Genomic DNA, 15,205 nt, shown 5'->3' with positions numbered 1-15,205 from the left:
CTGATGAAGACAAGGGGGATATGATGGCTGAAACAGAGGTTTACCGCCCGAAACATGCGGTCCGTTTTGTCACAGCGTCCAGTTTGTTTGACGGCCACGATGCTTCCATCAACATTATGCGGAGGATTTTGCAGGCAAGCGGCGCGGAAGTCATCCATCTCGGCCACAACCGCTCGGCACGAGAAATTGTCCAGGCGGCGATTCAGGAAGATGTCCAGGGTATTGCCGTTTCTTCCTATCAGGGAGGGCATCTTGAGTTTTTCAAGTATATGTATGATTTGCTGCAGGAAAACGGCGCCTCCGGGATCCGCATTTACGGCGGGGGAGGGGGCGTCATCATCCCGCGTGAGATGAAAGAACTGCATGACTACGGGATCGCGCGTATTTTTTCACCGGAGGACGGCAGAAAGCTCGGCCTTCAGGGCATGATCAATATGATGCTCCGGGAGTGCGACCACCCGACGGTAACGGAAGCGGATTTTGCCAAAGAAGCCGGGCGCTTAAGCGAAGGGCGGATCAGTTCTGTTGCCAGGCTGATTTCTTATGCCGAGAACCATTTGAACCATCAGGAGGCGCTTGCTGCCCTTGAATCTGCCATTCCGGCCGTGAAGAAAGCGCCGGTCGTGGGCATAACCGGTACCGGGGGAGCGGGAAAGAGTTCCTTGACAGATGAACTGATCCGCCGCTTTTTGCATGACCATCCGGAAAGTAAAATTGCCGTTCTTTCGGTCGACCCGACGAAGCAAAAAACGGGGGGCGCATTGCTTGGCGACCGGATCCGGATGAACGCGATTTTCCATCCGAACGTTTTTTTGCGGAGCATGGCTACGAGGGCATCCCGTTCCGAACTTTCCCTTGCCATCCATGACGCCATCCGGATTGTAAAGGCTGCCGGCTTTGATTTGATTTTGATCGAAACAAGCGGGATCGGCCAGGGGGACGCCGAAATTACGAATGTTTCCGATGTTGCCATGTATGTGATGACGAGCGAATTCGGAGCGCCTTCCCAGCTTGAAAAAATTGATATGATCGATTACGCGGACCTCATTGCGATCAACAAATTCGAGCGGAAAGGTTCAGAGGATGCGAAAAAGCAGGTGCAAAAGCAGTACCAGCGGAGCCATCTGCTGTTTGATCAAAGCCTGGATGAGATGCCGGTATACGGTACGATTGCCAGCCAGTTTCATGATCCGGGCACAAACGCCTTATATGGCGCCCTGATGGAAAAAATCAATGAAAAGAGCGGAACGGCTTTTCGCTCGTCTTTTTCAAAAAAACAGGAAGCGGGCAACCGGCATACCATCATCCCGGCAAGCCGCAGCCATTACTTGCGGGAAATTGCAGAAACCGTCCGCCGGTACCATAAAAAGGCGGAGGCACAGGCAATGCTCGCACGGAGAATGTTTCAACTCGAAGGCGCCATTACGGCTGCAAAGGAGTCCGGGGCAGCAGAGGATGTGATCGCATCGCTTGAAGCGCTTCGTGCGGAAGCGGAAAAAGGGCTGACAGAAGAATCGAAAACCCTTTTGAGAAGCTGGCCGGATGTAAAGCAAAAATACAGCGGGGAGACGGTCACTGTCAAAATCCGCAATAAAGAGATCACAACGAGGATCAGAACAACAAGCTTGTCCGGGCTCCCGATCCCGAAAGTGGCGCTGCCGGATTGGGAAGACAAGGGCGAGATTTTAAAATGGTTGTATAAAGAAAATGTGCCAGGGGCATTTCCTTTTACGGCCGGCGTTTTCCCGTTTAAGCGACAGGAAGAAGATCCGAAGCGGCAGTTTGCGGGGGAAGGGACACCGGAACGGACAAACCGACGCTTCCATTATTTATCAAAAGATGATCCGGCAAAACGGCTGAGCACGGCTTTTGACTCGGTAACGCTGTACGGCGAAGATCCGGACGAACGCCCGGATATTTACGGAAAAGTCGGCGAGTCAGGGGTAAGTGTGTGCACGCTTGATGATATGAAAAAACTGTATGCAGGGTTCGACCTTTGTGCGCCTTCGACTTCTGTTTCCATGACGATTAACGGCCCGGCGCCGGTCATTCTGGCAATGTTCATGAATACGGCGATTGACCAGCAGGTGAAAAAGAAAGAAGCGGAGCTCGGGCGCGTTTTAACCGTCGAGGAATTTACGGAGGTGCGCGAAAAAACGTTGCAGACGGTCAGGGGCACCGTGCAGGCAGATATTTTAAAAGAAGACCAGGGCCAGAATACATGCATTTTCTCAACTGAATTTGCACTCCGGATGATGGGTGATATCCAACAGTATTTTATTGACCATAAAGTGCGCAATTATTATTCGGTCTCGATTTCCGGATACCATATCGCAGAAGCAGGTGCCAATCCGATTTCCCAGCTTGCGTTCACACTTGCAAACGGTTTCACCTATGTTGAGTATTATTTAGGAAGGGGCATGAAGGTGGATGATTTTGCCCCGAACCTTTCATTCTTCTTCTCGAACGGGCTTGATCCGGAGTACACGGTGATCGGGCGTGTTGCAAGAAGAATCTGGGCGGTTGTGATGCGCGATTTATACGGGGCAAATGAGCGGAGCCAGAAGCTGAAGTACCACATTCAGACATCCGGCCGGTCGCTCCATGCACAGGAAATTGATTTCAATGATATCCGCACGACGCTGCAGGCGCTGATGGCCCTTCAGGATCATTGCAATTCGCTCCATACCAATGCATATGATGAAGCGATTACGACACCGACCGAGGAATCGGTGCGCCGCGCGATGGCGATTCAGCTGATTATTACAAAAGAGCACGGATTGTCGAAAAATGAAAATCCGCTGCAAGGTTCATTTATCATTGAAGAACTGACAGACCTTGTCGAAGCCGCCGTTTTGGAGGAATTTGAGCGTATCAATGACCGCGGCGGGGTACTCGGCGCAATGGAGACCCAGTATCAGAGAGGGAAAATTCAGGAAGAGTCCATGGAATACGAGGTCAGAAAGCATTCCGGCGCCCTTCCGATTATCGGCGTCAACACCTTCCTGAATCCAAACCCGAAAAGCGAGGACGAGCTGAACAATATGCAGCTTGCGCGGGCAACAAAGGAAGAAAAAGATTTGCAGATCAAAAATTTGCGTGATTTCCAGGCCCGCCACAAAGCAGAAGCGGAAACCGCACTGGAAAAATTAAAGCAAACCGCGGTTTCAGGAGGCAATATTTTCGCCGAGCTTATGGAAACCGTCAAAGTCGCAAGTCTCGGCCAAATCACCAACACCCTCTACCAAATTGGCGGGCAATACAGAAGGAATATGTGAACAGAAAGTCCCGCCGCCTTGCCCGTATCCGACAGGCAAATGTTCTGGCCGGAATAAGCTAAGGGCTTTATTACGGGCAGGTTATGCTATCCGAGGAGCCGGCTGCAAGAAGTATTGTTCTTAAAAAACTGGCAAAAATTTCGATTATACACGCGTTCTATTCATATTGCGAATGAATTAGAAAAAAGAAAGAGAAGCGAAAAGCTATTGCATCATATCACGATAGCTTTTCGCTTCTTTATTTATGTCCAAGGCGTGTTACTCATCCCTTCTAAGGAAAGAAGCAATGGATTGACGTTGTAAGGAACGATTTATTATATAGCCCCCGATAATGAGAAAACTGATTTCAATTAAAATAGACAACAGAAAATATTTAAAATAGAAAACAAGGGGATACTGACGCGGTAACATTATCAATCCAATACAACAAATTAACATACTTAAAATCATAGAGACAAAAACATAAATGAATATTTCGCTAAAAACGAGTTGCATGATGTTTCTTTTACTCATCCCAAGAGATAAGTAAATGCCCCACTGTCTCTTCTGAGTTTGATATTTGCTAAAGATCATGATCGTGACGGAAATCGCAGTGAGGATAAGAGAGACAAAAAACAAAAGCATGCCAAGCACCTTGAGATAATTATAAATTTTATTATCGTCTTTTATTAATTGAGAAGTATTCTGCACTAAGCTGCCAGGAAATGTTGACGATAAGGATTTTACTTGTTTATCAAGATTCATTTTTTCTTTATGAGAGATATCTTTTTTCGTGTAAATCTCAAGTTCATTAAACCCATGGAACAAACCGGATTTTACTGCGGTTTGAGTGTCCATCAAAATAATAAAGTCATCTTTTTTTATTTCTACAGAAGGGCTGACTCTATATTTAAATGGTTTATGAATAACATCTAGAATTTTTAACTTTTTTTGACTGGTTTTCATTCCGGTTGGCGTTTTATACAATCTGACTAAAGTCAATGTATTTCCAACTAAGATTTTATCCTCGTTTGTGTTTTTCTTGTTAACTGGATTATAAATGAATGCTTTGCCATCAAGATCTTTATATTTCTTTGGAGCCTCAATATTTTTCCAGTCGTCTTTATTGAGAAGAACGTATTTTACATCCGGAATAATAATTTTATTATTATAAGTTTTATAAGCAGAGTTTTCATTAAAGATCCAATTGTTAATGGAAGGTGTAATCATTTTCCGATCAATTAGCGTTTCGACATCTTCCATGAATGGAGTTTTATCTATGTATAAAACCCCGGGTGTTTTTTCCAGTTTTTTTACTTCAGCTTCTGTAAAGGTTAATCCCTGGTGACTTAATACTTTTAAATTTTGTTGTGTTTTAAAGCTAAAAGCTTCTTGGGAGTTTAAATAATACTTGGATTTAAGCCCTTCCCAACCATACAAATTATCTTTTTGAATATAATTTGTAAATGTGAATGTTAAAGATGAAAAGCATAAAATTAATACAGTAAGGTAGAATTGCTTCGGATTTGAAAATAATTCTTTCACTAATAATTTTCCATAGCTAGAATGAAAGCCTTTAAAAACGCTTTTATATCGTTCGCTGAAACTTACACGATTTTGCTGGTTCAATAGTTCTTGTACATGTAATGTGCCGGACTCCTTAACATTTTTAAGGAATAAAAATAAGATCATAAAGAATAATCCAATGTATAGTAATATACTCATTCCAACCATTTCAATCATCAGCATAAAGTTAGAAAAATACTCTCTGTATGAGAAATGAATGATTAGTGACTGAATAGAATATACTATAGGAAATGAAAATAAGGCACTTAAAACAAAAATAATAACAGCTTGGTAAATGTATATGCGGTATAAAGCTCGTTGACTTGCACCTACGGATTTCATAATACCCAATTTTTTATGTTGATCTTGGGTAAAATATAAAATGAGACTGTTTATAGAAAATAGTGAAAGAATCACAATTAATAATTGAAATGTAATCGATAAGGTCCTGATCGTATCACATTGATTTAGTCCGTTATTAAATAATCGACTATTAACAGTGCCTTGTCGGTCATAGTGATTAATAAGATCTATTGATTTTTCAAACGAATCTTTTGTGCTTCCGTTATATTTGAACAAGAAACTATTATTTTTCTTATAATTGGTAGTTAACTGTTTAGATATAAATATATTCGGGAAGTCATTGACACCCTTCTCAAAATCCTCGGCTACTGACCATTGTGATGAATAATTTTTTACTATTCCAACAAGGCGTAAGCTTTTCGTGCTGTTTCCAATTTTGATTGTTCTTTTTTCCGCGATTCTCCAATTTTTTAAAGGGCCTTGTAAATACGCAGATTCTATCGCAACCTCATTTGGCTTCTCCGGAAATCTCCCACTTATTAATTTTAAATGTCCCAATAATATTGATTTTTTATCCATCCAGCCCACCGTTGCAAATCTATCACTACTAACTTTAGTTTTACCAATAATTTGATATACTCCTACCGATATCCCCTTATTTCTCTTCAACAATGATTTTTTTGTTTCTGTAATATTTGTTAACACACCGGTATGTTCTCCGTAAGTATTCTGAGCCTTTTGTTTAATTGCTGATCTTACAGATTCAGAAGCAATAAATATAGAAGCTACGGATGATAGAACAATGGCAATTGAACCAGCGATGAGAAATAACCATTTTTTTCGCGATAAAAGAATTTTCATGCTTAAATTAAACATTTTCTTGTATCACCTGCAATCTCCCGTTTTTCATAAGAAACAAAGTGTCTGGAAATTCGAATAAATTCTTTTCGTGAGTAACAACAATCAGTGTTATATTTTTTTTGTTACACAGACTTGTAAATAAATGGATCATTTTTTTGGTTGTTTCTCCATCAAGATTACCGGTGGGCTCATCGGCAAATATAATTTTGGGATCAGTAATAAGTGCCCGAGCAATGGCTACTCTTTGTTGTTCCCCTCCTGATAAAAAGTCAGGAAGCTTATGTAATTGATTTTCAATCCCTAAATATCCAGCTAATTCTTCCACTTTATTTGTTCTTTCATGCCTATTTATAAACATGAGTGGAAGTTCTATATTTTCTTTTACAGTCAATTCCGGAATAAGTTGAAAAGATTGGAATATAAATCCGTATTGTTCCCCTCTAATAGCAGCCTGTTCTGAATCCTTTAGATCATAAAAGGATTTTCCTTTGTAATATACTTTTCCAGATGTGGGTTTCTCCATTCCTCCCAGAATATTTAACAAGGTTGATTTCCCTGCTCCACTTTTCCCTTCAATGACATAAATCTTTCCTTTTTGAATGGTAAGGGATGTTTCTTTCAATTCCATGTTACTGCTCTTTTGATTATATCTTTTACAAATTCGATTAGCTTCTATTAATGCTTCCATAATATTCTCCTTCAATAAAAACGATAATATTTTTGAGCTATGTATTCATATGGTCATTTTAGGTATGGATCTGCATCGTAAGTCATTATTCATAGAAGAGATCTCCTCGCGGCATAGTGGTTGCCATTTTTTGTGAATGGCTGGCAAAATGGGAGAAGTAAAACTACTCTCTGAATTTTGAAGTTTCCAGTATATTGATAATGATGGAACTTTTTAAAAAAGAATCTGTTTAACATAATATTCCAATTATAATGTGAGTTTACTCATACCGACAATATTGATATTAGCATTATATATTCCGACTGAAGCAGGTGCCAAGCGTTCTGGCCATTCTTTTAGTATTGTTGCAAACGTTACCGGGCCAACAAAGGATAAGTTGGATACTGATACAGCTAAAACTACAGTGCCAGCAAAGCTGAACGACCCAAATAGCATTTTCCGCTAGGAGTTGCCGCTGGACAAAAATGCAGCGTGTGCTTCCAAAAGCAAAAAACCGGCAGCTGAATGCCGGTTTTTTGCTTTCGCTCAATGGCAAGTACGAAAATAAATTTTCTTTCCACATAGAATTCTGTTGTTTCTTTCTACCAGATGGATGTAAAATGGACAAGGATATAGGAGATGTGCTTGAATAGGCGGAAGGTGGGAGTAGGACTCGTCAATCGCTTATTTTTTCAAGGGATGTGGACTGTTTGTTTTCTTTCATCAAAATTTTACTATCATGCAGCGGTATGATCGTTTTTTTGCTGGCTGGGTATTATTTATACAGTAAAGAACTTGGTGCCATCCCTTTTTTAATCCTCTCTTTTTTTCTGTTTTATCTTGCATACCGGCTGATGAGGACACCGGGCCGCTTAAAAATCCGGGATAAAAAAAGCCGGAAAAGGCCGCGGGGCTAGCATAAACGTTTGCTTTTTGTATATAATGGTAAATATGTTTTCTATTAAATCATGCAAAGATTAGCATTTGCCTGCCATATAGCAGTTTTGATCAATGAGAAAGGGTGTGCGACGCGTGAGCTTGCGACAGTTGCCGAAAGAAGAACTGAAGGAAATGTCTTTTATCGAGTTGGCGGAACAAATATTGGAGGAAAAGAAACAAGTGACTTCCTTCCAGGACTTGCTTGCGGAAATCGGCGCGGTTTTAGGATTGCCGGAAGAAGAGACCGAAAGAAAAATGATCCAGTTCTATACGGACTTAAACATTGACGGGAGATTTATCAGCCTGGGGGACAACACTTGGGGTCTCCGCGCCTGGTACCCGGTTGACCAGATTGACGAAGAAGTGACCCACACCGTGAAAACAAAAACGAAGCGGAAAAAAGCGAAAGTTGTCGAGGAAGAAGAGGACATTATTGATGATGAGGACCTCGATCTTGAGGATATCGATGATGTCGTCGAAGATGATGATGAGGATTTTGCCGACGAAGAAGAGGAAGATGAAGATTTGGCCGAAGACGAAGATTTGGCTGACGATGAGTTTTCTGATATCGATGAAGATGATGATGATGATGAAACTTTCGAAGACGATGAACTGCTCACGGATGATTTCGACATTACTGAAGACGAAGAAGAGGAAGACGCTAACGACAAAGATTAGTCTTGACTTCTTTCCAGGACAACGGTAGTATTATTTTTGGGCTCCTTTGAAAAGGACGGAATATCGCAAAATAAATCAAGCTCCCCCTTGCAACCCGTATTGCAAGAGGGGCTTTTTGTTTTTTACAGGACTGATTTAAAAAACGATTTATACCAGACCCAAGCCCTTAAAAATGGATGAAGCCGTGTATTGGGGCAAGAACAATAATGTTACATTACAGGAGGGGACAACACGTGACAAAATATATCTTTGTAACAGGCGGGGTCGTTTCCTCGCTGGGAAAAGGGATTACTGCGGCATCGCTCGGGCGGTTGTTAAAAAACCGCGGGTTGAATATTACGATCCAGAAATTTGACCCGTATATTAATGTTGATCCGGGGACGATGAGCCCGTACCAGCACGGGGAAGTGTTTGTAACGGACGACGGCGCAGAAACCGACCTTGACCTCGGCCATTATGAACGTTTTATTGATATTAACTTAACAAAATACAGCAGCGTCACGACCGGTAAAGTTTATTCCGAAGTCATCCGGAAAGAACGACGCGGCGAATATCTCGGCGGCACCGTACAGGTCATCCCGCATATTACCAATGAAATCAAAGAACGCGTCTTTCGTGCCGGAAAAGTAACCAATGCAGATGTCGTCATCACCGAAATCGGCGGGACGGTCGGTGATATTGAATCGCTTCCGTTCCTGGAAGCAATCCGGCAAATCAAAACGGACGTGGGGATTGACAATGTCATGTACATCCATTGTACATTAATTCCTTATTTAAAAGCATCGGGCGAAATGAAGACGAAGCCGACGCAGCATAGCGTAAAAGAATTGCGCGGCCTCGGAATCCAGCCAAATGTCATTGTCGTCCGGACGGAAATGCCAATCTCGCAGGATATGAAGGACAAGATTGCATTGTTCTGCGATATCCAGCCGCGTGAAGTAGTCGAATGCATCGATGCCGATACGTTATATGCCATCCCGCTCATGCTGCAGGAGCAAAAACTGGACCAGCTTGTTTGCGACCATTTAAAACTGCAGTGCCCGGAAGCAGATATGGCCGAATGGAGAGGGCTTGTTGACCGGGTGCGCAATCTGAAAAAGACGGTAAAAATTGCGCTTGTCGGCAAATATGTGGCACTCCAGGATGCCTATCTTTCCGTTGCAGAAGCGCTCAAACATGCCGGCTATCAGTTTGATGCAGATATTGATATTGACATGATCAATGCCGAAGAGGTGGACGGGGAAAATGTGGCAGATCTGCTGAAAGATGCAGACGGCATTTTAGTGCCGGGCGGTTTCGGCGATCGCGGCATCGAAGGGAAAATTCTTGCCATCCAGTATGCCCGTGAACACAAGATTCCGTTTCTCGGCATCTGCCTTGGTATGCAGCTTGCATCGGTCGAATTTGCCCGTCATGTCCTCGGATTGAAAGATGCACACTCCTCGGAGATCAACCCGGATACGCCTTATCCGGTGATTGACCTTTTGCCGGAGCAAAAAGAAATTGAAGACCTCGGCGGTACGCTTCGCCTTGGGCTTTATCCTTGCCGGCTTGTGAAAGGTACGAAAGCGTATGATGCTTATCAGGATGAAGTCATTTATGAGCGCCACCGCCACCGTTATGAATTTAACAATCAATTCCGTGAACAGATGGAAAATGCCGGATTCACGTTCTCAGGGACAAGCCCGGACGGCCGGCTCATTGAAATTGTCGAGCTGAAGGACCATCCGTGGTTCGTTGCTTCCCAGTTCCACCCGGAATTTACCTCGCGCCCGACACGCCCGCAGCCTTTGTTTAAAGGGTTTATCGAAGCGTCGATCAAGGGTAAACAATAAACCTGGCCCTTCGGATAGTGCCCCATTTTTCCAAAGGCACCTAAATGAAAAAAGCGGTGAGAGACCATTATGCTTGGTTTCTCACCGCTTTTTTGCATTTCGTTTTTTTTCATACAAAAGCCCGGAAATTTTTTCGGGTTTTTTATAAAAAACCATTGACGGAGAAGTGTATGAACGATATGATACACATATCAGATGTATGAATGTATTAATACGATCATTTTGGCGTTCGTGTATGAAGCCCTTCATACACATGGAGAGATGAAAAAGGATGGGGGCGATTCAGATCATCGCAGAGATTAAATGGAATAACCGCGATCCTGTCTACATCCAGGTTATCCACTATTTTAAAACCCGGATTGCGTCAGGGAGCCTTGAGGCGGGACAGGAAATTCCATCGCGGCGCGAACTTGCAGCCATGTTAAAAATAAATCCGAATACCGCGCAAAGAGCGTATAAAGAAATGGAGGAGCAAGGTTTGATCCACACAGAACGCAATCTTCCGAGCCGGATTACAACAGACCGGGAAGTGCTTGCCGGGGTACGGGAAGAACTGATCCAGTCAGCATTGGCTGATTTTCTGGATGCGATCCGCCCGATGGACATTCCGCTGGAGGAGCTGTTGGAGCTGGTAAAAAGGCAATACCGCGGGCAAAAGGGGGGCCGGGCATGATTGAAGTTATGGAAGTTACGAAAAAATACGGGCGAAAAAAAGTGCTTGATTCGCTTTCTTTTACAGCAGAAAAAGGGGAAATTACCTGTTTGATCGGGGTGAACGGGACAGGCAAAACAACCACTTTAAAAGCGATTGCAGGGCTTGTCCCGGTCAGCAAAGGAAAGATTCTGATCGATGGGGAACCGTACAACAAACATATTTACGAGAAGCTGGCATTCATTCCGGATGCGCCCATCATGCTGCCGCGGATGAAAATCAAAGATGCCATTCTTTTTATGCGGGATTATTATCCAGACTGGAATACATTGCGCGCAAAAGACTTGCTTTATTTTTTCAAACTGAATGAAAATGACCGGATCGGTGACCTTTCAAAAGGAAACATGGCAAAAGTGAATTTGCTGCTCGGGCTATCGCTCGATGTAGATTATGTGCTGATGGATGAACCTTTTTCGGGCATTGATATTTTCAGCCGGGAACAAATTGCAAATGTGTTCGCGAGCGACCTGGTTGAAAACCGCGGGGTGTTGATTACCACACATGAAATCAATGATATTGAGCATCTATTGGACAAAGTGGTGCTGCTCGGGGACGGGAAGGTTTTAAAGGAATTTTACACGGAAGACATTCGCCAAAGCGAAGGGAAATCCGTTGTCGATATAATGAGGGAGGTATACCGGCAATGAAAAGTTTTGTAAAACTCGTCAACTTCGAAATTAACCGTTTTGCGAAAATCTACTGGTCTTTGGTTGCAATCACCATCCTTTCACAATTTACGTCCGTTTTTTTGACGGTGCATCGTTACATCACGCAAGCAAATGAGATCATGTATCATCAGTCACTGCCAAAACTGGCATACGTAAAGCATTATGGTTCGATCGGCTTTATCGACTGCTTTGGTTCGGTTTGGTTCATGGGGCCGATTGCGCTTTGTGCGGCGGCCATGATGTTTTATATATTCCTGATTTGGTACAGGGACTGGTACGGTAAGCATACGTTTATATACCGGCTTTTGATGCTTCCTGTTGAAAGATGGAATCTCTATTTGGCGAAAGCGGCGAGCATTTTGCTGATGGTGTTTGGATTTGTTGCTGTTCAGATTGTTTTGCTGCCGGTTGAACATTTCTTTTTTAATGCCATTACACCGGGCATTTACAGGATGGATATGACGGTCATAGATGCTGTCTTAAGTTTTCCCTTGTTTAACCTGTTGCTTCCTAGTACAGTGATAGACTTTCTCTTACATTACGGGTTAGGGTTTACAGTGGTCCTTGTGATCTTTACGGCCATCTTATTGGAAAGAAGTTTCCGCATGAAGGGGGTCTTGCTCGGCCTGCTTTTCGGTTTTCTCTCGTTCGTTTTATTTTGGACGCCGGAATTGCTCTTTGATATATTGCTGCCCGGTGTTTTATACGAAACGGAAGTATTATGGATGGAAGTGGCCATGACGGCCATCATTGCGGGGTATTCTATCCTGCTGGGGGGATACTTGATCAAATACAAAGTAACGGTGTAAGGGAGAGATACGATGAGACGTTATATAAATTTATTGGTGATTTTGGTTGCGGTTGTGGCAGCGATCCCCCTTTTTTATACCGCATTGGCTGCTGACAAGGATCCGGGGCTTGTGCTGAAAAAGATAAGCGGAAATGAAAAAGAAATCCGGAATGTTAAAATTACTGCTCTGGATAACCAGGAAGATAACCTTTTGAATCGCATGTTTTCGATTACTTCATCTGGAAGCCGCTATTTAGGAAGGGAATCTTCTTTTTCGCTACTAGATGAAGACCCGGATTGGTACAAGCAGTATGTCAAGCAGTATCCCCGATTTATGAGGGGAAAGACCAATCATGGCGGCTTTTATGAGGATAGACAAATGATTGCTTATGCGGACATCATTCCGCAGCCGCTTCACCGGTTCGATAAAGAACTGTATGTCGAGGTGCTGGATAAGAAAACAAGAAAAACAGAAACAATGAAGAGGAAGGTGCAAGGTTTTTCAAAACAATCTTTTCCATCGGTTTGGGATGTGCAAAAAACTGGAAATGAGCTGAAAGTAGCGGCAGCCACAGATGGAGATATCCGCGTATATCGTGTCAGCCTGCCGGACAAGAAAATAACCGGAGGCAAATGGATTACACAAAGAGGACAGACGGGGAGAATGGCTCAATATACCCAGCTCGCAGAAACCGACGTGAACAAGCCCAACCATATACTGGCATATCAAGAAGAGAAAGTGGACGGTGACGGTTCAGTAAAGGAAGTGAATACCTTTATTTACAAATATTGCACAAATGAAACGAAAAAACTCAAGCCACCGATAAACATTCCGCTACGAAACCGCGATGATTGGAAATCTGTTTACAACGGAAAGGCAGTTTATATGGCAACCGAAAAAAAGAACGGAGGCGCGCGCCTTTTAACCTTTGACGGGAATGGAAAGCTGAAAGCAGATAAGACATTTGCTATCAAGTACCAGAGTACGGGCAACCCCATCCCTGAAATCAAAAACGGCAGGTTGTACTTCCTTATCCCGAACGATTCCCGGGAAAAAGCGTGTCTCCTGTATGTGTTTGACATTTCAAGCGGCAAGCAGCTGTACAGTGGAAAAGTGGTTCAAAAAGGAAAACGAATTAACCCCCGGTATGTGGAAGGGGTTGAGTTGACGATAGAATAAAAGGGGCCTTCCCCTTTTATTTTTTTGCTGCTTTTCCGCCTCCGTCTATGATCATTTAATTTGCCACTTGTATAAGCAGGAAAAAAGGAACGAGAAGTAGAAATAGTTTAACATACATAAAGCAAGTGGGCATTGCTAGGCAAAAATACATACAAATTTTGTTAAAACTGATCAGCTGATGGAGGAGAAAAATGAGAGAGCCGAATATTTTAATTGTTGACGACCAATTTGGCATCCGGGTTTTGCTTACGGAAGTGCTGCAGAAAGAGGGCTACGAAACCTTTCAGGCGGCAAACGGCCCCCAGGCACTTTCGCTGGCTGCAAACCATGAAATCGACCTTGTCTTGCTGGATATGAAAATCCCCGGCATGGACGGCATTGAAATTTTAAAAAAGCTGAAAGAAATGAAACCGGATATCCGGGCCATCATTATGACCGCTTACGGCGAACTGGACTTGATTGAGAAAGCGAAGGAGCTCGGGGCACTGACCCATTTTGCAAAGCCGTTTGATATTGACGACATCCGCAAGGCAGTGAAAAAATATTTGGCAATGTAAGCGCATGAAGTGAAAAAAGTGCTAAACCGTAAAATTTTGATAATTTTATTTCTTTTTACCGACAAATAAAGTTCATTGGTAAATGCCGGTTTTGTTTGTTATGATTGTTAAGGAATGATCAATAGGCTAGTATGATGTTATGAAGATTGTATATCATAAAAATGATAACCTCGGGCAATCTTTTTAACGCAAATGATAAGGAGGAAAATTCATGCCTTTAGTTTCCATGACTGAAATGCTGAATAAAGCAAAAGAAGGGAAATATGCGGTAGGGCAATTCAACGTCAATAACCTTGAATACGCCCAGGCCATTCTGATGGCTGCAGAAGAAGAAAAATCCCCGGTCATCCTCGGTGTTTCCGAAGGAGCAGGCCGTTACATGAGCGGTTTTAAAACCGTTGTAAAAATGGTTGAAGGTTTAATGGAAGACTTGAATGTTACGGTTCCGGTCGCGATCCATCTTGACCACGGTTCAAGCTTTGAAAATGCAAAGAAAGCCATTGATGCAGGCTTTACTTCTGTAATGATCGACGCTTCCCACCATCCGTTTGATGAAAACGTGGAAATTACTTCTAAAGTGGTGGAATATGCGCATGCCCACGGCGTATCTGTGGAAGCAGAACTCGGCACTGTCGGCGGCCAGGAAGACGATGTTGTCGGAAAAGGCATCATTTATGCGGATCCTGAAGAATGTAAAAAGCTGGTTGACGCGACCAAAATCGACGCTTTAGCACCGGCTCTTGGTTCGGTTCACGGCCCTTACCACGGCGAACCAAACCTTGGCTTCAAAGAAATGGAAGAAATCAGCAAAATTACCGGCATGCCGCTTGTACTTCACGGCGGGACAGGCATCCCTGAAGCTGATATTAAAAAAGCTATTTCTTTAGGTACTGCGAAAATCAACGTGAATACGGAAAACCAAATTGCTTCCGCGAAAACGGTTCGTGAAGTATTGGCAGCTGATCCGGATGTATACGATCCGCGCAAATACCTCGGGCCTGCACGCGAAACGATTAAACAAACCGTTATCGGCAAAATCCGCGAGTTCGGTTCTAACCAAAAAGCATGATCGTTTTAGATTAGCCGAGAACACGCATGCCTTAAGGATGAGTGTTCAAGATAAAAAAGGTCTGGCGCTGCCCCGTGCGTGCCGGGCTTTTTTGGTATGGCGTTTTAAAATGCGAATGGCTTC

General features: G+C 43.2%; 11 protein-coding genes. 9 read left to right on the top strand and 2 right to left on the bottom strand.

Annotation, left to right across the window (positions count from 1 at the left end; all coding sequences use genetic code 11):
• The first annotated feature begins 23 nt into the window (after window positions 1–23).
• Window positions 24–3,278, top strand: coding sequence for a fused isobutyryl-CoA mutase/GTPase IcmF (gene icmF / locus OF158_RS16785; protein WP_035183212.1), 3,255 nt, complete (start codon window positions 24–26; stop codon window positions 3,276–3,278).
• A 258-nt stretch (window positions 3,279–3,536) separates the two neighbouring features.
• Here the strand turns inward: icmF and OF158_RS16780 are convergent, their stop codons facing one another.
• Both OF158_RS16780 and OF158_RS16775 read right to left on the bottom strand, forming a co-directional pair.
• Window positions 3,537–6,002: an FtsX-like permease family protein gene (locus OF158_RS16780; RefSeq protein ID WP_035183215.1), complete on the bottom strand. Its 2,466-nt coding sequence runs from the start codon at window positions 6,000–6,002 to the stop codon at window positions 3,537–3,539.
• Window positions 5,995–6,675 carry an ABC transporter ATP-binding protein gene (locus tag OF158_RS16775; RefSeq protein ID WP_035183217.1) on the bottom strand — a complete coding sequence of 227 codons (681 nt, stop codon included), beginning with the start codon at window positions 6,673–6,675 and terminating at the stop codon, window positions 5,995–5,997. The genes OF158_RS16780 and OF158_RS16775 overlap by 8 nt, the downstream gene beginning before the upstream one ends.
• A gap of 1,011 nt (window positions 6,676–7,686) precedes the next feature.
• Here OF158_RS16775 and rpoE point away from each other — a divergent pair.
• The 8 genes from rpoE (at window position 7,687) to OF158_RS16735 (ending at window position 15,082) form a co-directional block, all read left to right on the top strand.
• Window positions 7,687–8,271, top strand: coding sequence for a DNA-directed RNA polymerase subunit delta (gene rpoE / locus OF158_RS16770; protein ID WP_043052462.1), 585 nt, complete (start codon window positions 7,687–7,689; stop codon window positions 8,269–8,271).
• Window positions 8,272–8,504: 233 nt separating this feature from the next.
• On the top strand, window positions 8,505–10,106 hold the full coding sequence (locus OF158_RS16765; protein ID WP_026683935.1) for a CTP synthase: 1,602 nt from the start codon (window positions 8,505–8,507) through the stop codon (window positions 10,104–10,106).
• Between the two features lie 271 nt (window positions 10,107–10,377).
• The gene (locus OF158_RS16760) at window positions 10,378–10,779 is read left to right on the top strand and encodes a GntR family transcriptional regulator (RefSeq protein ID WP_035183223.1); all 402 of its coding nucleotides are present in this window, start codon (window positions 10,378–10,380) and stop codon (window positions 10,777–10,779) included.
• A complete protein-coding gene (locus OF158_RS16755) occupies window positions 10,776–11,465 on the top strand; it encodes an ABC transporter ATP-binding protein (protein WP_035183224.1) in 690 nt (229 codons plus the stop codon). The genes OF158_RS16760 and OF158_RS16755 overlap by 4 nt, the downstream gene beginning before the upstream one ends.
• Window positions 11,462–12,295 (top strand): hypothetical protein, encoded by an 834-nt coding sequence (locus OF158_RS16750; RefSeq protein WP_035183226.1) that lies wholly within the window; start codon window positions 11,462–11,464, stop codon window positions 12,293–12,295. The genes OF158_RS16755 and OF158_RS16750 overlap by 4 nt, the downstream gene beginning before the upstream one ends.
• Window positions 12,296–12,307: 12 nt before the next feature.
• Window positions 12,308–13,456, top strand: a complete 1,149-nt coding sequence (locus OF158_RS16745) for a hypothetical protein (RefSeq protein WP_035183228.1) — start codon at window positions 12,308–12,310, stop codon at window positions 13,454–13,456.
• Between the two features lie 191 nt (window positions 13,457–13,647).
• On the top strand, window positions 13,648–14,013 hold the full coding sequence (locus OF158_RS16740) for a response regulator (protein WP_013860752.1): 366 nt from the start codon (window positions 13,648–13,650) through the stop codon (window positions 14,011–14,013).
• A gap of 211 nt (window positions 14,014–14,224) precedes the next feature.
• Window positions 14,225–15,082 (top strand): class II fructose-bisphosphate aldolase, encoded by an 858-nt coding sequence (locus OF158_RS16735; protein ID WP_014096741.1) that lies wholly within the window; start codon window positions 14,225–14,227, stop codon window positions 15,080–15,082.
• Window positions 15,083–15,205: the final 123 nt, after the last annotated feature.

Source organism: Weizmannia sp. WK01, assembly GCF_025905465.1.
Lineage (GTDB): Bacteria > Bacillota > Bacilli > Bacillales > Bacillaceae_C > Weizmannia > Weizmannia faecalis.
Note: the sequence above shows the minus strand (reverse complement) of the source record. Positions and strands in the feature narration are given on the sequence as shown.

Bases quoted from the DNA above. Each gene is read 5' to 3' on its own strand.
- OF158_RS16755 (WP_035183224.1), top strand. From the start codon at position 10,776: ATGATTGAAGTTATGGAAGTTACGAAAAAATACGGGCGAAAAAAAGTG.
- OF158_RS16760 (WP_035183223.1), top strand. From the start codon at position 10,378: ATGGGGGCGATTCAGATCATCGCAGAGATTAAATGGAATAACCGCGAT.
- OF158_RS16735 (WP_014096741.1), top strand. From the start codon at position 14,225: ATGCCTTTAGTTTCCATGACTGAAATGCTGAATAAAGCAAAAGAAGGG.
- OF158_RS16775 (WP_035183217.1), bottom strand. From the start codon at position 6,675: ATGGAAGCATTAATAGAAGCTAATCGAATTTGTAAAAGATATAATCAA.
- icmF (WP_035183212.1), top strand. From the start codon at position 24: ATGGCTGAAACAGAGGTTTACCGCCCGAAACATGCGGTCCGTTTTGTC.
- OF158_RS16750 (WP_035183226.1), top strand. From the start codon at position 11,462: ATGAAAAGTTTTGTAAAACTCGTCAACTTCGAAATTAACCGTTTTGCG.
- OF158_RS16780 (WP_035183215.1), bottom strand. From the start codon at position 6,002: ATGTTTAATTTAAGCATGAAAATTCTTTTATCGCGAAAAAAATGGTTA.
- OF158_RS16745 (WP_035183228.1), top strand. From the start codon at position 12,308: ATGAGACGTTATATAAATTTATTGGTGATTTTGGTTGCGGTTGTGGCA.
- OF158_RS16740 (WP_013860752.1), top strand. From the start codon at position 13,648: ATGAGAGAGCCGAATATTTTAATTGTTGACGACCAATTTGGCATCCGG.